Consider the following 20,707-nt stretch of genomic DNA (forward strand, 5'->3'; position numbering starts at 1 on the left):
CCACACTCTCCCGTCATGCACGACACGCGGAGGCCGGCGATGGTTGTGCGGCTACCCGTGTCTCAACGGCCCAAGCGTCCGCGCACCATGGCGACCATGGCGTTCATCTCCTGGATGCGCATTTTGCGTGCGGCCAGGTAGAACACCGCCAGGAGAGCGACCCCGCCGACGAGGAGGGCGGCGATCGCGCCGAGCACTCCCTTGCCCACGGTCTCCATCACGAAGTAGCCGAGGAAGCCGGAGACCAGTGCCGCGGGCACCGAGGCCAGCGAGAGCCTGGCGTACGTCCGCAGCACCTGCGGGCCGTCCAGATCGCCGCCGAGGAGCTTCTTCAGCCGCTTCCAGGCCACGCCGACCCCGACCGCGTAGGCGAGGCCGTACGAGGCCGCCATGCCGACGACCGCCCAGCGTGCCGGGAGCACGAGGTAGCAGACGACGGCGGCGGCGGCGTTGACCGCGGCGACGATGACGGTGTTGTAGAAGGGGGTGCGGGTGTCCTCGTAGGCGTAGAAGCCGCGCAGGACGACGTACTGCACGGAGTACGGGATGAGGCCGATGCCGAAGGCCATCAAGATGTAGCCCATCGACTGCGCCGCGCCGAGGCCGCTGGAGGAGTACAGCAGTGTGCAGATCGGGATGCCGAGCGCGATGAAGGCGAAGGAGACCGGCACGATCGCGACGGCCGAGGTGCGCAGGCCCTGCGAGATGTCGTCGCGGACCGCGCCCGGGTCGTCGTCGCTGGCGGCCCGGGAGATGCGCGGCAGGATCGCGGCCATCACCGAGACGGTGATGATCGCCTGCGGCATCGCCCAGATCAGCTGGGCGTTGGTGTAGCCGAGGAAGCCCACGCCCCCCTGGTTCCCGGCGTTGTCGCCGGCCGCCGTGGTGAGCTGGGTGACCACGAGGAGGCCGGCCTGGTTCGCCAGGACGAAGAGCACCGTCCACTTCGCGAGCTTTATGGTCTTGCCGAGTCCGTGCCCGCGCCAGTCGAAGCGCGGCCGGAAGCGGAAGCCCGCCTCGCGCAGATACGGGATCATCGCCAGCGCCTGGACCACCAGGCCGAGGAGGGTGCCGATGCCCAGCAGCCGCACGCCCTCCGGCGGAATCGTCTCCACCCGTACGCCGCTGCTCTCCGCGGTCCCGTACACATAGATGAACAGGCCGAAGGTGAAGATCATCACGATGTTGTTGAGGACCGGGGTCCACATCATCGCGCCGAACTTCCCGCGGGCGTTGAGGATCTGACCCATCACCACGTGCACGCCCATGAAGAAGATCGTGGGCAGGCAGTAGCGGGCGAAGGTGACGGCCACGTTGTTCGCCGCACCGTTCTCGGCGATGGACTGCGACTGGAGCCGGATCAGCAGGGGCGCGCCGAGGACCACGAGGACGGTGATGAGGCCGAGGATCACCATCACCAGCGTCAGCAGCCGGTTCGCGTACGCCTCGCCGCCGTCCTCGTCCTCCTTCATGGACCGCACCAGCTGCGGGACGAAGACGGAGTTGAGGCCGCCGCCGACGGTGAGGATGTAGATCATCGTCGGCAGGGTGTAGGCGACGGTGAACGCGTCACCGAGGACGGCGGCACCGAGCGCCGCGGTGATCACCATGGTGCGGACGAAGCCGGTGAGCCGGGACACCATGGTGCCCGCGGCCATCAGGGCGCTGGACTTGAGGATGCTCGACGCGCGCCCGCCGCCCGAGGTGCTCGCGGCGGGCGGCGGGGGCGGCGGCTCCGGCGTGGACGGTGGGACCACGCCGGGCTCGGCCGGGGGCCGCACGGGACCGTCGTGCTGCTGGTCGCGGAAGAGATGGGCGAAGGCGTCGTGCTCCGGCTGCTGCTGGGCACTGCCGGCCCGGCTCACCAGATCGTCGACGCCGACGTACTGCGCCGCGCGGCCGTCGTCCCCGTACGGCAGCGGCTGCCCCTCGGGGGTGGCGGACTGCGCCCAGACGCGGGGGTCCGGGGCGTAGGGCTCCTCGTACTGCGGCTGCTGCTGCGGGTGGATGCCCTGAGTACCGGGGTGCGGGGCCTGCTCGTAGGCGGGCGGGTGCTGCGCGTAGGGGCCCTGGACCTGGTCGTATCCCTCGTAGGAGCCCTGGGCGTACGGCGCGGGCGCGTACGGATCGCCCCCGTAGCCGTCCTGGGCCGCGTACGCGTCCTGGGGCTGCGGGGCGCTGCCGTAGGACGCCTGAGGGTGGATGCCCTGGCCGTGCGGCGGCTGCCCGCCCTGCTGAACCGGCTGCCCCCCGGCGTGACCTTGGCCGTAGGCCTCCTGGCCGTAGGGATCCTGCGGGTACGCGGACGGGGCCGCCCCGCCGCCCGGAGCGTAGGGCCCTTCCTGGGGATAGCCGTCCTGGCCGTAAGGGTGCCTGCCGTACGGATCCGGGGCGTAGCCGTCCTCGCGGTAGGGGTCGGCGCCCTGCTGGGGCGGCACCTGGCCGGGCTCATGGGGGCCCGTGGGGTGCGCGGGCGGGCGCGGGTCCTGCCCGCGGTCACCGTCGTACGGCGCGTTCATGGTTACCCCACCTCATCGTCCCCGGCCCACCGGCCACGACATCGCTCAACGGTCCACTCTCTCACCCGGGGTGGACGCGTCCTCGTCTTCCGCTGCGGTGTCCGGCTCCGGGTCACTCGGCTGCCCGGGGGTGTCCGTACCCGGGCCGGGGCCCTGGGCGGCGTCCGAGCCGTCCCCGGGACCCTCCGGCGGGACGTCCCCGGCGCGACGGGCGGCGCGCTTGCGCTGGGTGTACATCCGGAACCCGGCGAGGACGAGCAGCAGCACACCGCCCGCGATCACCAGCATCACGGTCGGCGTCACCTCGGTGACATTGACGTTGAAGCGCACCTCGGAGCCGTAGGGCTGCCCGTCCTGGGTGTAGAGCTGGGCGATCACCTCGACGGGGCCGTTGGCCTCGGCGGTGGTGGTGAACTTCACCGACTGCGCGTGACCGCCGGAGACCCGCACCGGCTGCTCGTCGTACTGGCTGCCGCCGACCTTGAGCCGGGTCGCCTTGGTGGAGGTCAGCCTGAGGACCAGGTGGTCGACGTCCTGCAGAAGGTTGTTCTGCACCGTGACGGGGATCGTCGCGCTGCGCCCGGAGAGCTTCGCCTCGGACTTGTCGATCAGCGAGACGCTCTGCGTGAGGGTGTTCAGGTACCCCGAGACCCCGCCCCGGAAGCGCTCGGCCTCCTGTGGCCGCCCCCGCCAGGAGGTGGACATCTCGCGGTCTATGGCCCGCCCGAAGGGTGCCTGGACGCGGGAGGCGTTGGAGAGGATCGCCTGGAAGCCGTCGAGCCGCCCCTGGGTGTTCCTGATCGACTCGAAGGCCGACAGCGGCAGCTCCTGGCGGCGCAGCGAGGCCGGATAGGCCCGACCGGAGGGCACCGAGGTGACCGCCCCGGGATCGGGTGAGGACTTCGCCGCCGCCGTGAGGTCCTGGGGCTCGGTCCAGCGGCCGTCCTGGAGCAGCCGGATCGCCTGGGCCATGGACTGCGCCTGCCCGGCCGTGGGCGTGCGCTGCGGCGCCACCACGACGCTGCGCTGCCTCTCCGGCGCCTGGAGCGTGATCATCAGGCTCTGGGCGAGGAACTGCTGCACGGCCAGCGTCGAGTTGTTCGCCCGGGTCATGTCGCCGCGGAAACCGGTCGACAGGCGCGCGTCGGCCACCACGGCCGTGGTGCCGCCGCCGATGGGACGCGGCGCGCTCGGGGTGTAGGGCAGTCCGCTGGTGTCCTGGAGGCTGTCGGCCCGGGCGATCACGTTCCGGGCGCCCGCCGAGGTGGCGACGTCGACGACGGCGGGATCGATGGCGCCCTCGACCGGCCAGGCGAAATCGGTGCTGGCCTTCACATGGAGGACGGTCTCCACGGTGTCCGCGGCGACCTCGGTGGCGTCCTTGAGGTGGCTCAGCGAACCGGAGACCCGCTTGCCGGTGTGGGCCAGCGAGGCCAGATCGGGGTCGGCGAACGGCAGCGCGACGACGTTCTTGCCCTGGACCGCCTTCTCCAGCTCGTTCAGCCACTGCTTGGCCGGTCCCTGCTGCTCACCGGGCGAGGTCTCGCCGTTCTCGCCGCGCACCAGGTAGTTCTCGGTCATCGCGTCGACCGAGGCGAGGAGATCCGGGTCGATCACCCAGGTCACGTCCAGCCGGCTGCCGAGCGAGACCATCTGCTGCAGGCGCCCGCCGGGTGCGATCTCCTTGGCCAGCTCGTCGTCCTCGAAGACCGGGGTCTGCCGCTCGCTGGAGTCCGTCTCCGCGGTCAGATGGGTGGCGGAGATCAGCGGCCACATGAAGGTGGTCTTCGTCCTGGAGGCCGCCTTGCCGGGCTGCCAGGGCAGGAAGGTGTGCTGGATCCCGAGGACCTGCGGGTAGGGCTGCGCCGCCGTCTGCCCGGTGAGGGCCACGCCCAGCTGGTAGACGCCGTCCTGACCGAGGTCCAGGTCGTCCGCCGGTACGGAGATGCGGAAGCTCTGCCGGTTGCCGGGCGCCAGCGAGGAGATCTTCTCGGTGAACTTGTCGTCCACCGGGGTGCCCTCCAGGCCCGGCACATAGCCCTTGCGCTGGGCCACATTGTCGATGGCCGAGCGTCCGCCGAGGGCGGCGCCCAGCCGCAGCCCCACGCTGCCTTCGGTGACCGTGCGGCTGCTGCGGTTGGTGACGCTGCCGGTCACCGTGATCGTGTCGCCCTTCTGCGGGGCGGACGGGGTGAGGGCGTCCACGGAGACGTCCACGCTGCGGGAACCGGTGCCGGGAGCGCGGGCCGCCGTGGCGGTCTCGGACGCGGCGGCCGGGACGTCCGCCCGGGCCTGCCCCGCGGCCGGTGCCTGGAGCAGCCCCGCGAGCACCGGAACGGCGGCCAGCAGGGCCCCGGAGCGCCGAAGCCACCGACGGGCAGCTGAGGGAGGTGTCCCCTGGAAGTCTGCCGCCTCGGCCACGCGCTCGCCCGTCCCTCGTCGTGTCGTCAGTGGTCGTCGGAATGTGCGTCCACGCATGGTAACGAGACGCGCTGTGCCCTCGTGCCCGGGATCATGGTCCCAGGCTCACCGCGGTGCCTCTCCCCTCCGTCCGGCAGGGGGACGTGCCCCGGTATGAGGGGTACATCGTGCGGGGCCGCCCGCTGACCGGGCCGTCTCCTGCTCTGCGCGGTGCCCCGCCTTTCCGTGGCACATCCGACATGTCCAGCCAGTCACACCCCAGCCTGCGGGTGGACCGACGCCCCTGGGTGGCGGACCCGGCTCACCGGACGCCGTCCGCCTGCCGTTGCCGCTGCTTCCGCTCCGTCTCCGCGGCTTCTGACCGGGGCGACCGGGGACCGCACCGCCCCGTACCCTTTCCTGTTGTGCCGAACGCCTACGAAGACAATCCCCGTGTCCTGAACCAGGTGCAGCGCCGCGCGGTCAGCGAACTGCTGCGGGTCTCCCCTGTCGCAGACGATCTTGCCCGCAGGTTCAGGGAGTCCGGGTTCACGCTCGCGCTGGTCGGCGGGTCGGTCCGGGACGCGCTGCTCGGGCGGCTCGGCAACGATCTCGACTTCACGACCGACGCCCGCCCCGAGGACGTACTGAAGATCCTGCGCCCCTGGGCGGATGCCGTCTGGGAGGTCGGGATCGCCTTCGGCACCGTAGGCGCGCAGAAGGCGGGACAGGTCGGTGGCACGGAGCAGGTCTTCGACATCGAGATCACCACCTACCGCTCCGAGTCCTACGACCGCACCTCCCGCAAGCCCGAGGTCTCCTACGGCGACTCCATCGAGGAGGACCTGGTACGCCGCGACTTCACCGTCAACGCCATGGCGGTCGCGCTGCCGGAGAAGGAGTTCATCGACCCGCACGGCGGGCTTGAGGATCTGGCGGAGCGGGTGCTGAAGACGCCGGGCGCCCCGGAGGACTCCTTCTCGGACGATCCGCTGCGGATGATGCGGGCGGCCCGGTTCGCCGCGCAGCTCGACTTCGACGTCGCCCCCGAGGTGGTGGCGGCGATGTCGGCGATGGCCGACCGGATCGACATCGTCTCGGCCGAGCGCGTACGGGACGAGCTCAACAAGCTGATCCTCGCCGCGCACCCCCGCAAGGGCCTCGGCCTGTTCGTCGAGACGGGTCTCGCGCAGCGCGTCCTGCCCGAACTGCCCGCGCTCAGCCTGGAGCGGGACGAGCACCATCGCCACAAGGACGTCTACGAGCACAGCCTGATCGTGCTGGAGCAGGCGATCGACCTGGAGACCGATGGCCCTGACCTGACCCTGCGCCTGGCCGCGCTCCTGCACGACATCGGCAAGCCCCGCACTCGTCGCTTCGAGAAGGACGGGCGGGTCTCCTTCCACCACCACGAGGTGGTCGGCGCCAAGATGACGAAGAAGCGCCTGACCGCGCTGAAGTACTCCAACGAGCTGGTGAAGGACATCTCCCGGCTCGTCGAACTCCATCTGCGCTTCCACGGCTATGGCGAGGGCGAGTGGACCGACTCCGCCGTGCGCCGCTACGTACGGGATGCCGGCCCCCTCCTCGACCGCCTGCACAAGCTGACCCGCTCCGACTGCACCACCCGCAATAAGCGCAAGGCCAATGCCCTCTCCCGTGCTTACGACGGCCTGGAGGAGCGCATCGCCCGCCTCCAGGAGCAGGAGGAGCTGGACTCCATCCGCCCGGACCTGGACGGCAACCAGATCATGGAGGCCCTGGGCGTCGGCCCCGGTCCCGTCATCGGCAAGGCGTACAAGTTCCTGCTGGAACTCCGCCTGGAGAACGGCCCGATGCCCGAGGGAGAAGCCGCGAAGGCGCTCAAGGAGTGGTGGACGGCGGAGCAGGCGGAGGGCTGAACGCCCCGGAGTCCGGATGCAGACGCGAATGGCGCCCATGTTTCACGTGAAACATGGGCGCCATTGCTGTACGGAGAGGCGTTGTTTCACGTGAAACAACGCGCGGCTCCGACAGGACTACTTCTTGAGGTCCGAGAGGCAGAGCAGGAAGTCGTCGCCGCTGCCGCCGCGCTCGGTGTAGTAGTTGTCGAAGTCCTTGGTCTCCTTGGAGCAGGCCTGGCTGGCGGTCATGGCCGTGGTGTAGCTGCCCTTGACCTTCGCCGTCACCTTGTACTGGGCTTCCTTGCCGTCGCAGTCCACGACCTCCAGGTCGGGGTTGGTGTCGCTCATGCTGCCGCGGTGCATGCAGTCGCCGACCGCCGCGGTGTTGGCGTCGTCCTGACCCGAGACGATGCCGGCGATGATCGCTCCACCGGCGATCAGTACCGCGGCACCGATGGCGATGAACTTGATCTTCTTCTTCCGGTTGTCGGCCGGCGGCGGCACCGGCGCCCCCGGGAACCCGCCCTGCTGCGGGTACGGGGCCTGGCCCCCCTGCGGGTACGGAGCCTGGGCTCCACCGGCGGGGCCCTGCTGCCCGTACGGGTTGCCCCCCTGCGGCTGGCCCTGGGGCGGGGTCTGGGCGAACGGGTTCTGGCCCTGGGGCGGAGTAGTCACTGGGGGTCCCCCTCATGCGATGGCGCAATGGCGCGGATAAGACTCGCGTAAAGCTATCGGTCTCCTGTGCGAAGGCTGTAACCGAGAGCCGGTCTGTGGCACTGATGTGACAGTTACCTGTGCTCAAAGCGGGCCATAGTGGCGGCAATTGCCGCGTAGAGCAGGGCCACGGTGACGACGAGGACGGTCGAGCGGCCGTCCGGCGGCAGCATCAGGGCGGCGACTCCGGCCGCGGCGACGAAGGAGACATTGAAGAGGACGTCGTAAACGGAGAAGATTCGGCCGCGGTAGCCGTCGTCCACGGCGGACTGCACCACGGTGTCGGTGGCGATCTTCGCGCCCTGGGTGACGAGGCCGAGGACGAAGGCGGCGACGAGCACGGGGACCGGCGCGAAGGTCAGCCCGAGGGCGGGTTCCAGCACGGCCGCGGCCCCCGCGCAGACGATGATCCAGCCCGTGCGCCCCAGCCGGGCCACCAGGCTCGGAGTGAGGAGCGCCGCCGCGAAGAAGCCCGCGGCGGAGACCGCGACGGCCAGGCCCAGCATCGCCAGGCCGCGGTCGCCCCCGCCGTTCCCGCCCGGGGTGTCCGGCCAGGCGTACCGGCACAGCATGAGCACCATGACCGTCAGCGCGCCATAGCAGAACCGCATCGCCGTCATGGCGGCCAGCGCGCGGGCGGCGGTGGGCCGGGCCCGCAGATGCCGGACCCCGGCGAGGAGCCCGCGGGCCGTACCTGCCAGGGCGGTGCGCAGCCCGGTCGCGGCGAGCAGCTCGGGTTCGGGGCCGAGCAACTCCCGTGACATGCGCAGCGAGGCGAGCGCGGCGAGGACGTAGAGGACGGCGCCGAGGAGGACGAGCACCGCGTCGGAGTCGGAGACCGTCAGCCGCACCAGGAAGGCCAGGGCGCCGCCGACAGTGGCGGCGAGCGTGCCCGCGGTGGGCGAGAGGGAGTTGGCGAGGACGAGGCGTTCGCGGTCCACGACCCGGGGCAGCACGGCGGAGAGCCCCGCGAGCACGAAGCGGTTGACGGCGGTGACGGCCAGCGCGGCGGCGTAGAAGAGCCAGTCCGGCGAGGCGTGCAGCATCAGCGCGGCCGTGGCGCAGGCGAGGACCCCGCGCAGGGCGTTGCCGTAGAGGAAGACCTGCCGCCGCGGCCAGCGGTCGAGGAGGACTCCGGCGAAGGGGCCGACGAAGGAGTAGGGCAGCAGGAGCACCGCCATCGTGGAGGCGATCGCGCCCGGCGAGGTCTGTTCCTCGGGGGAGAAGACGACGTAGGTGGCGAGGGCGACCTGGAACGCGCCGTCGGCGCCCTGGGAGAGCAGCCGGACGGTCAGCAGCCGCCGGAAGTTCCGCAGGCGGAGCAGGGTGCGCAGATCACCCACGACGGATCCCACAGCGGCCATGGTGCTCACCCTCACACAGCTCATCGGCCCGGGGCCCGGTACACGAGCGAGGCCCCCGGGCAGCCCGCCCGGGGACCTCGTCGGATCAGGTGAAACGGAGGCTCAGCGCTTCCGTGTCCGCCTGGGTGTGCGCCTGGTTCAGCGCTCGACCTCGCCCTTGATGAACTTCTCGACGTTCTCGTAGGCCTCGTCGTCGAAGTACTGCACCGGCGGGGACTTCATGAAGTACGAGGAGGCGGAGAGGATCGGGCCGCCGATGCCGCGGTCCTTGGCGATCTTCGCGGCGCGCAGGGCGTCGATGATCACACCCGCGGAGTTCGGGGAGTCCCAGACCTCCAGCTTGTACTCCAGGTTCAGCGGGACGTCACCGAAGGCGCGGCCCTCCAGGCGGACGTACGCCCACTTGCGGTCGTCGAGCCAGGCCACGTAGTCCGAGGGACCGATGTGGACGTTCTTCTCGCCGAGTTCGCGGTCGCGGATCTGCGAGGTGACGGCCTGCGTCTTGGAGATCTTCTTGGACTCCAGGCGCTCGCGCTCCAGCATGTTCTTGAAGTCCATGTTGCCGCCGACGTTCAGCTGCATGGTGCGCTCCAGGCGGACACCGCGGTCCTCGAAGAGCTTCGCCATGACGCGGTGCGTGATGGTGGCGCCGACCTGCGACTTGATGTCGTCACCGACGATCGGGACACCGGCCTCGGTGAACTTGTCCGCCCACTCCTTGGTGCCGGCGATGAAGACCGGGAGGGCGTTGACGAAGGCGACCTTGGCGTCGATGGCGGCCTGGGCGTAGAACTTCGCCGCGTCCTCGGAACCCACGGGCAGGTAGCAGACCAGGACGTCGACCTGCTTGTCCTTGAGGACCTGGACGACGTTGACGGGCTCCTCGGCGGATTCCTCGATGGTCTGCTGGTAGTACTTGCCCAGACCGTCGAGGGTGTGGCCGCGCTGCACGGTCACACCGGTGTTCGGCACGTCGCAGATCTTGATGGTGTTGTTCTCGCTGGCGCCGATGGCGTCCGCCAGGTCGAGGCCGACCTTCTTGGCGTCCACGTCGAAGGCGGCGACGAACTCGACGTCCCCCACGTGGTAGTCGCCGAACTGGACGTGCATGAGGCCCGGGACCTTGCTGTCCGGGTCGGCGTCCTTGTAGTACTCGACGCCCTGCACCAGCGAGGCAGCGCAGTTGCCCACGCCGACGATGGCTACACGAACCGATCCCATTCCGGTTGCTCCCTGTGTTCTAGGTGTTCCTGAGTGAGGTGCCGCGGTGCGGGGACCTCAGGTGGCGGTGTCCTCGGACGGGTCCGGCCGGGAGCTCTCGCCCCGGTGTGCGGTCCGGCCGCCGCTGGTCTCTGTGGCGTCCTGACGTTCCGGGGCCGGTGGCCCCGGGCGCCGCTGGTCGCGTCCCACCCGCTCGCTCTCGATCAGCTCGTTGAGCCAGCGGACCTCGCGTTCCACGGACTCCATGCCGTGGCGCTGGAGTTCGAGGGTGTAGTCGTCCAGGCGTTCGCGCGTGCGGGCCAGCGAGGCCCGCATCTTCTCCAGCCGCTCCTCGAGACGGCTGCGCCGCCCCTCCAGGACGCGCATCCGCACATCCCGCGAGGTCTGCCCGAAGAAGGCGAACCGGGCGGCGAAGGTCTCGTCCTCGTACGCGTCCGGCCCGGTCTGCGCGAGCAGCTCCTCGAAGTGCTCCTTGCCGTCCGCCGTGAGCCGGTAGACGATCTTGGCGCGCCGCCCGGCGAGCGGGGCGCTCAGCGCGTCCTCGGCCGTGTTCCCCGGCTCTTCTGTCAACCACCCGTTGGCCACGAGGGTCTTGAGACAGGGGTACAGCGAGCCGTAGCTGAAGGCGCGGAAGACTCCGAGCGAGGTGTTGAGCCGCTTGCGCAGCTCATAGCCGTGCATGGGGGACTCGCGCAGCAGGCCGAGTACGGCGAACTCGAGAATGCCGGACCGTCTGCTCATCGAGACCTCCCCTCTGGCTTGTTCAGCTGTGTTCCGCATGGCGCGGTCGCCCGGACCGCTCCGCTTGTATCGCTCGGATAGCTCGGGCTGATGTATCGACTCGATACATCTCGACGATAGAACGGACGGAGACATGCGACAAGGGGGACCTTCGTGAACGGCGTCACATCCTGATTCTCAGCAAGCAACTTGCCTGTTTTGGTATGAAGTTCGGCTCTAGGCGGGTTTTGACGGCCCGTACTCTGGGCGCTATGCAGACCACCGGGAACCGTGCGACGTCAGGGAAACGTCCTCGTCCCGGGTGCTGTGCGGGCAGCCGCCTACGAAGCAGCGCCCGCACTTCGGGGGAAGCCGGATATCCGCAGCCGTACCAGGCGCGTACGCGCCTGCCCTAGGAGTAGTCGTTCGATGAGCGAGCACCGTCGCAAACCGCCACCGCCGCAAGGTGGCGGACGCGCCGCGGCCAGGCGCGGCACTTCCGGCGCGCCGTCGGGACACCGTGCCGCACCGCGCGGCCCCGAGTCCTCGGGCGCCACGGGGGAGACAGGCAGTACGTACGGGGGTTCCGCGTCCGGCAGTCCGGAGCAGCCCTACGAGGGCCGGGCCGCGGCCCGGCGTGCCGCGAAGGCGGGTGGCCGCGGCCGCCGCCGCGCGGGAGGTGCCGGCGCGGCCGGTGGTGGCGCGGGCCGCGGCGGCCAGGGCGGCAATGGCGGGTCCTCGGGCCCCGGTCGCGGCAGGAGCCGCGGCGGACCGCCGCCGAAGAAGCGGTTCATCGACTACCCGCGCGCCGGCAAGCAGGGCGTGCGCCGCTGGGTGCCCTCCTGGAAGCTGGTCACCGGTACCTTCCTGGGCTTCATCGGCGGGCTGATGGTGGCGGCGGGGCTGGCGTACTCGATGGTGAAGGTGCCCAATGTGCCGGCCGCCGCAGAGGCGCAGAACAACGTCTACTACTGGGACGACGGCACGCAGATGGCCGCGACCGGGGGAGACAAGAACCGGCAGGAAGTCGGCCTCGAAGAGATCCCCCAGGAAATGCAGGACGCGGTGATCGCCGCGGAGAACGCCTCGTTCTACAAGGACAAGGGCGTCGACCCGATGGGCATCGCCCGGGCCGTGGTCAACATGGCCAAGGGCGGGGAGACCCAGGGCGGTTCGACGATCACCCAGCAGTACGTCAAGAACACCTACCTCGACCAGAGCCAGACCTTGCAGCGCAAGGCCAAGGAGCTGTTCATCTCGATCAAGGTCGGTGACCAGCTCAGTAAGGACGAGATCCTCAAGGGCTACCTGAACAGCGCCTACTACGGCCGGAACGCCTACGGAATCCAGGCGGCGGCCCAGGCCTACTTCAAGGTCGACTCCGACAAGCTCAGCACCGAGCAGTGCGTCTTCCTGGCCTCGATGCTCAAGGGCCCCAACTTCTACAACCCGGACGGCGGCGTCGGCTCCGCGGCGACTCCCGAGGCCAACACCGCGCGGGCCAAGGAGCGCTGGAACTGGATCCTCAAGCGGATGGTCGAGGTCGACCGGATGACGCCCCAGAAGCGGGCCAAGGTCGGGGGCTTCCCCACGCCGAAGAAGCAGGCCTCCTCGCTCTCCGGGCAGACCGGTTACCTGGTGGCCACCGCCAAGGACTACGTGGCCAAGCAGGCCAATATCTCGCCCGATGACCTGGACCGCGGCGGCTACCGCATCTACACCACCTTCAACAAGAAGAAGGTGCAGCAGATGGAGAAGGCGGTCCAGCGCACGGAGAAGGACTTCCTCGACACGAAGAAGCGGGACAAGGACAAGTTCGTCCAGTTCGGCGGCGCCTCGGTCGACCCCAAGAGCGGTGCCGTGGTCGCGCTCTACGGCGGCAAGGGCATGGACAAGGGGCACTTCACCAACAACGCCAACACCAGAGGTGTGCCGGTCGGCTCCACCTGGAAGCCCCTGGTGCTCGCCGCGGCGATGGAGTACGGCACCGGGAAGAGCGACGGCCAGGGGATCTCCCCGCAGAGCCGCTACAACGGCAACGACCTCATCGTGATCAAGGACCGCAACGGCAACCCGATCCGGGATGCCAAGGGCCAGCCCTTCCGGCAGAAGAACGAGGGCACCACCGCCTGGGGCAACATCACGCTCAAGAAGGCCATGCAGGAGTCCGTCAACACGCCCTTTGTGCAGCTCGGCATCGACGTCGGCCTGGACAAGACGCGGGACATGGCGAAGCGCACCGGCATCCTCGAGGAGAGCTTCGACAAGGGCAATATGAACAACGCCTCGTTCTCCCTGGGTACATCCACCCCGAGCGCGATCCGGATGGCTGACTCCTACGCGAGCTTCGCGTCCGGCGGCGACCACTACGAGCCGTACTCGGTCATCAAGGTGATCAAGGACAGCACGCCGGATCCGCACTTCACGAAGCCGAAGTCCCAGACGGCGATGGACGAGGACATCGCGGCCAATGTCACGGACGTCCTCCAGAACGTGGTGAAGAACGGCACCGGCAAGAAGGTCGCGGACATCGGGTTCCCGGTCGCGGGCAAGACCGGTACGACCGACAAGAACAAGTCCGCGTGGTTCGTGGGCTACACCCGGGAACTGTCGACCGCCGTCACGCTCTTCCGTACGGACCCCAAGGCCGGAAAGCTCCTCTCCATGAACGGCACCGGCGGTGTCCCCTCCATTCACGGTGGTGACATCCCGGCGCAGATCTGGAAGGAGTACATGGTCGGTGCGATGAACGGCGTCGATCCCGAACCCTTCCCCCAGGCCACGGACATCGGCGAAGTCGTAGGCAACACCCCCACGCCCACCGCACCGCCCTCGCCCACCGAGGAACCCTCCGAGACGGCCTCCCCCACCGAGAGCCCGACTCCGTCCGAGACGCCCACCTCCCCGAGCCCCACGGAGACCTGCAGTCCCTGGGACCCGCGCTGCCAGAACAACGGCGGCAACGACAACGGGGGCAGCGACGGCGGAAACAGCCCCTCGCCGCCGGAGACCGAGGATCCGGGAGGCGATGACGGCGGCCTCTTCGGGGGCAGTAGAGGCTAGACGCCCCCTTTGCCGCTCCGGCGATGTTTCACGTGAAACGAGGGCCGTCGTACCTTTCGGTACGGCGGCCCTCGCCGTGTCCTCGGACGCGTACGGCAGGATGGCGGCATGTCCCATGCAGAGATGAGGGAGCCGCCCGCCCCCGAGCCGCCGCGGGAACTGGTGCCGCCGACCCGCGAGGACGCGGTCGCCGTCGCCGGGAGCGAGGTGCTCGGCGGCCCGCTGGGGGTCCGGGCGCTGACCGGCAGGTCCTGGTGGAAGCCGGTGCGGGTGATCGCCCTGGTGATGATCGGGATGTTCGCGCTCGGCATGGTGCAGAAGGCGCCCTGCTACGAAGGCGGCTGGTTCTTCGGCACCGGCACCCAGTACACCAAGGCCTGCTACTCCGACATCCCGCACCTGTACCAGGGGCGCGGTTTCGCGGACGGGCTCGTGCCGTACTTCGACAGGCTCAGCGGGGACATGGAGTACCTCGAATACCCGGTCCTCACCGGTGTGTTCATGGAGGTGGCGGCCTGGCTGACTCCCGGCGACGGCAGCATCCAGCACCAGGAACGCTGGTACTGGATGGTCAACGCCGGGATGTTGCTCGTCTGCGCCGTGGTCATCGTGGTCAGCGTGGCCCGCACCCATCGCCGCCGCCCCTGGGACGCCCTGCTCGTCGCCCTGGCGCCCGCGCTGGCGCTCACCGCCACCATCAACTGGGACCTGCTCGCCGTCGCCCTGACCGCCGCGGCGATGCTCATGTGGTCGCGCGGCCGCCCGCTCGCCTTCGGTGTGCTCCTCGGCCTGGCCACGGCCGCGAAGCTCTATCCCGTCTTCCTCCTCGGCCCCCTGCTGATCCTGTGCTGGCGCGCGGGCAGACTGCGTCCCTACGCCGTCGGCCTCGGCGGAGCGGTCGGCTCCTGGCTGGTGGTCAATCTGCCGGTGATGCTGCTGGCCTGGGACGGATGGAAGAAGTTCTACGTCTTCAGCCAGGACCGCGGGGTCGACTTCGGCTCGATCTGGTTGGTCCTCTCCCGGGAGATGGACGAGCCCTTCAGCACGGACACGGTCAACAAGCTGGCCACCGGGCTCACCCTGCTCGCCTGTCTGGGCATCGCCGCGCTCGCCCTGACCGCCCCGCGCCGGCCGCGCTTCGCCCAGCTCGCCTTCCTGGTCGTCGCCGCGTTCATCCTGACCAACAAGGTCTACTCACCGCAGTACGTCCTCTGGCTGATCCCGCTGGCGGCCCTGGCCCGGCCGCGGTGGCGGGACTTCCTCATCTGGCAGGCCTGCGAGGTCGCGTACTTCCTGGGCATCTGGATGTACCTCGCCTACACCACCAGCGAGGACAAGCACCGGGGGCTGCCGACGGACGGCTACCACTTCGTCATCCTGGTGCACCTGCTGGGCACCCTCTATCTCTGCGCGGTGATCCTGCGCGACATCCTGTGGCCCGAGCGCGATCCGGTACGGCAGGCCGGGGACGACGATCCCTCCGGAGGCGTCCTGGACGGCGCCCCGGACGTCTTCGTGCTCGGCCCCGCCGCCCGCCCCGCGCGGCACGCGGCGCCCGCCCCGCACGATCCTCCCGTGCGCTGGGGCGCCTCCGAGGACCGCCAGGCGGATCCCTACGCGCCGCCTCCGCCCGAGGACACCGGCACCGGGCCCGCACCGCGCGCCCCATGGGATCACGGGCCCTCGGGTCCCTAGCGCCCGCCTCAGCCCCGGTCGTAGGGCAGAGCGCCCTGGGAAAGGGCCGTACGACCGGGAAAGCCCAGAAGCCCGTACGCCGTTGGGCCCGCCGCACGAAGCTGTGCGGCGGGCCCAACGGCGTACGGAAGGGTGCCCGGCCCGGGACGGGCCCCGGGCTCAGCGGTCGACGAGCCGGTCGGTCTGGGTGGTGGTGTGGCGCAGGTGGGCCACCAGTTCGTCGCCGACGTGCGGTTCCGGGGCGTCGGAGGGCACGAAGAGGATCGACACCTGCATGTGCGGGGGCTCCGCGAACCAGCGCTGCTTGCCGCCCCAGACGAAGGGCGAGAGGTTCCGGTTGACGGTCGCGAGACCGGCGCGGGCCACACCCTTGGCGCGCGGCATGACACCGCCCAGCGCCTTCGGAGCCTCCAGGCCCACGCCGTGCGAGGTGCCGCCGGCGACCACGGCGAGCCAGCCGTCCGAGGGCACCTTCTGCTGGCGGTAGCCGAAGCGGTCGCCCTTGACCACCCGGGTCACGTCCAGGACGGCGCCGCGGTACTCGGTGGCCTCGTGGTCGCCGAGCCACAGATGGGTGCCGATGCGCGCCCGGAACCGGGTCTGCGGGAACTGCTGCTGGAGACGGGCGAGTTCGGGCGCCTTGAGGTGGCTCACGAACATGGTGTGCAGCGGCAGCCGGGCCGCGCGCAGCCGGTCCATCCAGCCGATGACCTCCTCCACCGCGTCCGAACCGTCCAGGCGGTCCAGGGGCAGGTGGATGGCGAAGCCTTCGAGGCGTACGTCCTCGATGGCCGCGTGCAGGTGCGGGAGCTCCTGCTCGGTGACGCCGTGCCGCTTCATCGAGGACATCACCTCGATGACGACGCGGGCCCCGACGAGTCCGTGCACCCCGTCGACGGAGGAGACCGAGCGGATGACGCGGTCCGGCAGCGGCACCGGCTCCTCACCTCGCCGGAACGGCGTCAGGACCAGCAGGTCGCCGCCGAAGAAGTCCTTGATCCGGGCCGCTTCGTAGGTGGTGCCGACGGCGAGGACGTCCGAGCCGAAGCGGGTCGCCTCCTCGGCGAGGCGCTCGTGGCCGAAGCCGTAGCCGTTGCCCTTGCAGACCGGGACGATCCCGGGGAACTGCTCCAGCACATGCTTGTGATGTGCCCGCCAGCGCGCGGTGTCGACGTACAGCGTGAGCGCCATGGCCGGTCCCGGAACCTTTCTCGTAGCTCGGTGAATCAGCGTGAATCTAGGGGGTGTGCAGGAGACATTGTGCCGCGCCGCCGCCTGGGCGCCAGAGGACCGGCCTCCGCTCAGCGACGGGACATGTAGATGTCGAGTGCCTTGTGGAGCAGCTTGTTGAGCGGGAAGTCCCACTCACCGAGATACTCGGCCGCCTCTCCGCCCGTACCCACCTTGAACTGGATCAGACCGAAGAGATGGTCCTGCTCGTCCAGGGAGTCGGAGATGCCGCGCAGGTCGTAGACCGAGGCGCCGAGCGCGTAGGCGTCGCGGAGCATGCGCCACTGCATCGCGTTGGAGGGGCGCACCTCGCGGCCGATGTTGTCGGAGGCGCCGTAGGAGTACCAGACGTGCCCGCCGACCACGAGCATCGTCGCCGCGGAGAGGTTCACGCCCTCGTGCCGCGCGAAGTACAGGCGCATGCGGTTGGGGTCCTCGCTGTTGAGGGCCCGCCACATCTGCTGGAAGTAGCCGAGCGGACGCGGCCGGAACTTGTCGCGGACCGCGGTGATCTCGTAGAGGCGCTGCCACTCCTCCAGATCCTGGTAGCCGCCCTGGACGACCTCGACGCCGGCCTTCTCGGCCTTCTTGATGTTGCGGCGCCACAGCTGGTTGAAGCCCTTCTGGACGTCCTCCAGGGAGCGGTTGGCCAGCGGCACCTGGAAGACATAGCGGGGCTGCACGTCGCCGAAGCCCGCACCGCCGTCCTCGCCCTGCTGCCAGCCCATGCGGCGCAGCCGGTCCGCCACCTCGAAGGCGCGGGGCTCGATGAAGTCGGCCTCGATGTCGCGCAGGCGCTTCACATCGGGGTCCTGGATGCCCTTCTTGATGGTCGGGGCCCCCCAGCGCCGGATGACCACGGGCGGGCCCATCTTCACCGAGAAGGCGCCCTGCTTCTTCAGGTGGGCCAGCATGGGCTGCAGCCACTCGTCCAGGTTGGGCGCGTACCAGTTGATGACCGGGCCCTCGGGCAGATAGGCGAGGTAGCGCTTGACCTTGGGCAGCTGCCGGTAGAGCACCAGACCGGCGCCGACCATCTGGCCGGTGCGCTCGTCGAACCAGCCCAGGTTCTCCGCGCGCCATTCGCTCTTGACGTCTGCCCATGCGGGGACCTGGCAGTGACTCGCCGACGGCAGGCTCTGCACGTACGCCAGATGCTGCTCTCGGCTGATGGTCCTCAGGGTCAGGCTCATTCGCGGCGCTCCTCGGGCTGGTGTGTCCCCACGGCAGGGGCTCCGGCTCTCGCGCGAAGCCTACTGCGCCCTCCCCCGCTCCCGTCCGGCCGCACACGATTGGCCCCGGCCCTCTCGGACCGGGGCCGGTTCCCGGGTGCACGGGAGCCCGGGAGGGGCGTGCGCTCAGCCGAGTACGCCGCCGAAGAGGCCGCCGTGTGCCATGCCGATGTAGAAGCCGACAGCGGAGGCGCCGAGACCGAGGATCAGGCCGAAGCGTTCGCGGGTGGTGACGGAGACGAACTGCCCGTAGGCGCCGGTCAGGATGCCGAGCAGTCCGGTCCAGGAGCTGAGCAGGTGGAGTCCGTCGAAGAGGGAGGAGATGATCGCGATCCCTCCGAGGACCAGGGTCGCCGCGAGCAGCGCGTCCTGGAGGGGATGGGCCCTGCCGTCGGTGCGGAGCAGGCCGGGCCGGGAGGCCTCGCTCAGCGGGGGGTCGCGTCGCACTGTGTGTGCCATGGGCACCTCCTGCGGAAGCGGCGCATCGTAGCGCCGTACACACCCGATGCGTCCAGATTGCGTCCGAAGGCGGCCGGATTTCAACCGGAACCGGGTGGGCGGGTAGTCTTTACCGTCTGCACCGGTGTCTGCCGGGGGCCGCGCGTGGGGAACCTGCCGCGGAACACCCTCTTCGCACTGCTCACCCGCCCTTTCGGGGGCGTTGTCAGTGGCGGCCGATACCGTGGCACACGCATCACGACCCTCCTGCCACGGAACGACCGTGGCCGCTGAGTCCAAAGGAGGTGGGTTCCACATGCGTCACTACGAGGTGATGGTCATCCTCGACCCCGATCTCGAGGAGCGCGCTGTCTCCCCGCTGATCGAGAACTTCCTCTCCGTCGTCCGTGAGGGCAACGGAAAGGTCGAGAAGGTCGACACCTGGGGCCGTCGTCGTCTCTCGTACGAGATCAAGAAGAAGCCCGAGGGCATCTACACGGTCATCGACCTGCAGGCCGAGCCTGCGATCGTCAAGGAGCTCGACCGTCAGATGAACCTGAACGAGTCGGTCCTCCGGACCAAGGTCCTCCGCCCCGAGACCCACTGAGCCCTCAGGGCCCAGCGGACTCGGGAACCGAGTAGCAGCACAAGCAGCCAGCAGCAACCCCGCCGAGAGGTTCCCCCATGGCAGGCGAGACCGTCATCACGGTCGTCGGCAATCTTGTCGACGACCCCGAGCTGCGCTTCACCCCCTCCGGTGCGGCGGTCGCGAAGTTCCGTGTCGCGTCCACCCCCCGCACCTTCGACCGCCAGACCAATGAGTGGAAGGACGGCGAGAGCCTGTTCCTGACCTGCTCGGTGTGGCGTCAGGCGGCGGAGAACGTCGCGGAGTCGCTCCAGCGAGGCATGCGCGTCATCGTGCAGGGCCGGCTGAAGCAGCGGTCCTACGAGGACCGTGAGGGCGTCAAGCGCACGGTCTACGAGCTCGACGTCGACGAGGTCGGCGCGAGCCTGCGCAACGCCACGGCCAAGGTCACCAAGACCACGGGCCGCGGTGGCCAGGGCGGATACGGCGGCGGCGGTGGCGGCGGCCAGCAGGGCGGCGGCTGGGGCGGTGGCCCCGGTGGTGGTCAGCAGCAGGGTGGCGGCGGCGGTGCTCCCGCCGACGACCCCTGGGCGACCAGCGCGCCGGCCGGTGGCGGCGGCCAGCAGCAGGGCGGCGGTGGCTGGGGCGGTGGCTCCGGCGGCGGCGGTTACTCGGACGAGCCCCCCTTCTAGGGCGGGCACGTACCCACACTTCTTGATCACACAGGAGAAACACCATGGCGAAGCCGCCTGTGCGCAAGCCTAAGAAGAAGGTCTGCGCTTTCTGCAAGGACAAGGTCACGTACGTGGACTACAAGGACACGAACATGCTGCGGAAGTTCATTTCCGACCGCGGCAAGATCCGTGCCCGCCGCGTGACCGGCAACTGCACGCAGCACCAGCGTGACGTCGCCACGGCCGTCAAGAACAGCCGTGAGATGGCGCTGCTGCCCTACACCTCCACCGCGCGATAAGGGAAGGGTGACCGACTCATGAAGATCATCCTCACCCACGAGGTCTCCGGCCTCGGCGCCGCGGGCGAAGTCGTCGACGTCAAGGACGGCTACGCCCGCAACTACCTGATCCCGCGGAACTTCGCGATCCGCTGGACCAAGGGTGGCGAGAAGGACGTCGAGCAGATCCGCCGCGCGCGCAAGATCCACGAGATCGCGACGATCGAGCAGGCCAACGAGATCAAGGCGCAGCTCGAGGGCGTCAAGGTCCGCCTGGCCGTCCGCTCCGGTGACGCCGGTCGTCTCTTCGGTTCCGTCACCCCGGCCGACGTCGCCTCGGCGATCAAGGCCTCCGGTGGCCCCGAGGTCGACAAGCGCCGCATCGAGCTGGGCTCGCCGATCAAGACGCTGGGCGCGCACACCACGTCCGTGCGTCTGCACCCCGAGGTGGCCGCCAAGGTCAACGTCGAGGTCATCTCCGCCTGAATCCCGTGACCGGGCCGTGCGCTCGGCACAGCTGAAGGCATCAGAGGCCGCATCCCCGCAGGGGGGTGCGGCCTTCTGCGTCATACGGTCCGGTTCAGCGGCCTCTGTTTCACGTGAAACAGAGGCTCCTCTCGGCCCTGCGGTCCCCTCCCGTTTCACGTGAAACATCACGCGGAGGCGGGGTGACGCGCGGGCGAACGCCCA

Annotated in this window: 16 protein-coding genes; 7 read left to right on the forward strand and 9 right to left on the reverse strand. The window is 69.7% G+C overall.

What is annotated here, in order from left to right; all coding sequences use genetic code 11:
- Nucleotides 1-62: 62 nt before the first annotated feature.
- Both murJ and HFV08_RS07730 read right to left on the reverse strand, forming a co-directional pair.
- Nucleotides 63-2,519, reverse strand: a complete 2,457-nt coding sequence (murJ, locus tag HFV08_RS07725) for a murein biosynthesis integral membrane protein MurJ (RefSeq protein WP_168537105.1) — start codon at nucleotides 2,517-2,519, stop codon at nucleotides 63-65.
- A gap of 45 nt (nucleotides 2,520-2,564) precedes the next feature.
- A complete protein-coding gene (locus tag HFV08_RS07730) occupies nucleotides 2,565-4,940 on the reverse strand; it encodes a DUF6049 family protein (RefSeq protein ID WP_168537107.1) in 2,376 nt (791 codons plus the stop codon).
- A 404-nt stretch (nucleotides 4,941-5,344) separates the two neighbouring features.
- On the opposite strand from HFV08_RS07730, the gene HFV08_RS07735 reads away from it, so the two are divergent.
- The gene (locus HFV08_RS07735) at nucleotides 5,345-6,820 is read left to right on the forward strand and encodes a CCA tRNA nucleotidyltransferase (RefSeq protein WP_168537109.1); all 1,476 of its coding nucleotides are present in this window, start codon (nucleotides 5,345-5,347) and stop codon (nucleotides 6,818-6,820) included.
- Nucleotides 6,821-6,937: 117 nt separating this feature from the next.
- Here the strand turns inward: HFV08_RS07735 and HFV08_RS07740 are convergent, their stop codons facing one another.
- The 4 genes from HFV08_RS07740 to HFV08_RS07755 form a co-directional block, all read right to left on the reverse strand.
- Complete coding sequence (locus tag HFV08_RS07740; RefSeq protein WP_168537111.1) at nucleotides 6,938-7,477, reverse strand: LppU/SCO3897 family protein; 540 nt, start codon at nucleotides 7,475-7,477, stop codon at nucleotides 6,938-6,940.
- A 113-nt stretch (nucleotides 7,478-7,590) separates the two neighbouring features.
- Nucleotides 7,591-8,880 carry an MFS transporter gene (locus tag HFV08_RS07745; protein WP_168537113.1) on the reverse strand — a complete coding sequence of 430 codons (1,290 nt, stop codon included), beginning with the start codon at nucleotides 8,878-8,880 and terminating at the stop codon, nucleotides 7,591-7,593.
- A 138-nt stretch (nucleotides 8,881-9,018) separates the two neighbouring features.
- On the reverse strand, nucleotides 9,019-10,101 hold the full coding sequence (locus HFV08_RS07750) for an inositol-3-phosphate synthase (RefSeq protein ID WP_168537115.1): 1,083 nt from the start codon (nucleotides 10,099-10,101) through the stop codon (nucleotides 9,019-9,021).
- 57 nt (nucleotides 10,102-10,158) lie between these two features.
- Nucleotides 10,159-10,842, reverse strand: coding sequence for a PadR family transcriptional regulator (locus HFV08_RS07755; RefSeq protein WP_168537117.1), 684 nt, complete (start codon nucleotides 10,840-10,842; stop codon nucleotides 10,159-10,161).
- A 408-nt stretch (nucleotides 10,843-11,250) separates the two neighbouring features.
- On the opposite strand from HFV08_RS07755, the gene HFV08_RS07760 reads away from it, so the two are divergent.
- On the forward strand, nucleotides 11,251-13,884 hold the full coding sequence (locus tag HFV08_RS07760) for a transglycosylase domain-containing protein (protein ID WP_168537119.1): 2,634 nt from the start codon (nucleotides 11,251-11,253) through the stop codon (nucleotides 13,882-13,884).
- 108 nt (nucleotides 13,885-13,992) lie between these two features.
- A complete protein-coding gene (locus HFV08_RS07765; protein ID WP_168537121.1) occupies nucleotides 13,993-15,579 on the forward strand; it encodes a glycosyltransferase family 87 protein in 1,587 nt (528 codons plus the stop codon).
- 159 nt (nucleotides 15,580-15,738) lie between these two features.
- Here the strand turns inward: HFV08_RS07765 and HFV08_RS07770 are convergent, their stop codons facing one another.
- The 3 genes from HFV08_RS07770 to HFV08_RS07780 all read right to left on the reverse strand — a co-directional run bounded on the left by HFV08_RS07770 (nucleotide 15,739) and on the right by HFV08_RS07780 (nucleotide 18,500).
- Complete coding sequence (locus HFV08_RS07770) at nucleotides 15,739-16,770, reverse strand: alanine racemase (protein WP_040251294.1); 1,032 nt, start codon at nucleotides 16,768-16,770, stop codon at nucleotides 15,739-15,741.
- 110 nt (nucleotides 16,771-16,880) lie between these two features.
- On the reverse strand, nucleotides 16,881-18,002 hold the full coding sequence (locus HFV08_RS07775; RefSeq protein WP_168537123.1) for a lipid II:glycine glycyltransferase FemX: 1,122 nt from the start codon (nucleotides 18,000-18,002) through the stop codon (nucleotides 16,881-16,883).
- 165 nt (nucleotides 18,003-18,167) lie between these two features.
- Nucleotides 18,168-18,500 carry a hypothetical protein gene (locus HFV08_RS07780; RefSeq protein ID WP_246341571.1) on the reverse strand — a complete coding sequence of 111 codons (333 nt, stop codon included), beginning with the start codon at nucleotides 18,498-18,500 and terminating at the stop codon, nucleotides 18,168-18,170.
- 295 nt (nucleotides 18,501-18,795) lie between these two features.
- Between HFV08_RS07780 and rpsF the strand changes: the two genes are divergently transcribed.
- From rpsF to rplI, 4 genes are all read left to right on the forward strand, one after another.
- The gene (rpsF, locus tag HFV08_RS07785; protein WP_040251303.1) at nucleotides 18,796-19,086 is read left to right on the forward strand and encodes a 30S ribosomal protein S6; all 291 of its coding nucleotides are present in this window, start codon (nucleotides 18,796-18,798) and stop codon (nucleotides 19,084-19,086) included.
- 77 nt (nucleotides 19,087-19,163) lie between these two features.
- Nucleotides 19,164-19,757 (forward strand): single-stranded DNA-binding protein, encoded by a 594-nt coding sequence (locus HFV08_RS07790; RefSeq protein ID WP_168537125.1) that lies wholly within the window; start codon nucleotides 19,164-19,166, stop codon nucleotides 19,755-19,757.
- 44 nt (nucleotides 19,758-19,801) lie between these two features.
- Entirely contained in the window at nucleotides 19,802-20,038 is a 237-nt protein-coding gene (rpsR, locus tag HFV08_RS07795; protein ID WP_003949403.1) for a 30S ribosomal protein S18, read from the forward strand.
- Between the two features lie 18 nt (nucleotides 20,039-20,056).
- Nucleotides 20,057-20,503 carry a 50S ribosomal protein L9 gene (gene rplI / locus HFV08_RS07800; RefSeq protein ID WP_168537127.1) on the forward strand — a complete coding sequence of 149 codons (447 nt, stop codon included), beginning with the start codon at nucleotides 20,057-20,059 and terminating at the stop codon, nucleotides 20,501-20,503.
- The last annotated feature ends 204 nt before the right edge of the window (nucleotides 20,504-20,707 follow it).

Source organism: Streptomyces physcomitrii (genome assembly GCF_012273655.1).
Classification (GTDB): Bacteria; Actinomycetota; Actinomycetes; order Streptomycetales; family Streptomycetaceae; genus Streptomyces; species Streptomyces physcomitrii.

Bases quoted from the DNA above. Each gene is read 5' to 3' on its own strand.
- HFV08_RS07790 (WP_168537125.1), top strand. From the start codon at position 19,164: ATGGCAGGCGAGACCGTCATCACGGTCGTCGGCAATCTTGTCGACGAC.
- rpsF (WP_040251303.1), top strand. From the start codon at position 18,796: ATGCGTCACTACGAGGTGATGGTCATCCTCGACCCCGATCTCGAGGAG.
- HFV08_RS07750 (WP_168537115.1), bottom strand. From the start codon at position 10,101: ATGGGATCGGTTCGTGTAGCCATCGTCGGCGTGGGCAACTGCGCTGCC.
- rpsR (WP_003949403.1), top strand. From the start codon at position 19,802: ATGGCGAAGCCGCCTGTGCGCAAGCCTAAGAAGAAGGTCTGCGCTTTC.
- HFV08_RS07760 (WP_168537119.1), top strand. From the start codon at position 11,251: ATGAGCGAGCACCGTCGCAAACCGCCACCGCCGCAAGGTGGCGGACGC.
- HFV08_RS07770 (WP_040251294.1), bottom strand. From the start codon at position 16,770: ATGGCGCTCACGCTGTACGTCGACACCGCGCGCTGGCGGGCACATCAC.
- HFV08_RS07755 (WP_168537117.1), bottom strand. From the start codon at position 10,842: ATGAGCAGACGGTCCGGCATTCTCGAGTTCGCCGTACTCGGCCTGCTG.
- HFV08_RS07780 (WP_246341571.1), bottom strand. From the start codon at position 18,500: ATGGCACACACAGTGCGACGCGACCCCCCGCTGAGCGAGGCCTCCCGG.
- rplI (WP_168537127.1), top strand. From the start codon at position 20,057: ATGAAGATCATCCTCACCCACGAGGTCTCCGGCCTCGGCGCCGCGGGC.
- HFV08_RS07745 (WP_168537113.1), bottom strand. From the start codon at position 8,880: ATGGCCGCTGTGGGATCCGTCGTGGGTGATCTGCGCACCCTGCTCCGC.
- HFV08_RS07765 (WP_168537121.1), top strand. From the start codon at position 13,993: ATGTCCCATGCAGAGATGAGGGAGCCGCCCGCCCCCGAGCCGCCGCGG.
- HFV08_RS07775 (WP_168537123.1), bottom strand. From the start codon at position 18,002: ATGAGCCTGACCCTGAGGACCATCAGCCGAGAGCAGCATCTGGCGTAC.
- murJ (WP_168537105.1), bottom strand. From the start codon at position 2,519: ATGAACGCGCCGTACGACGGTGACCGCGGGCAGGACCCGCGCCCGCCC.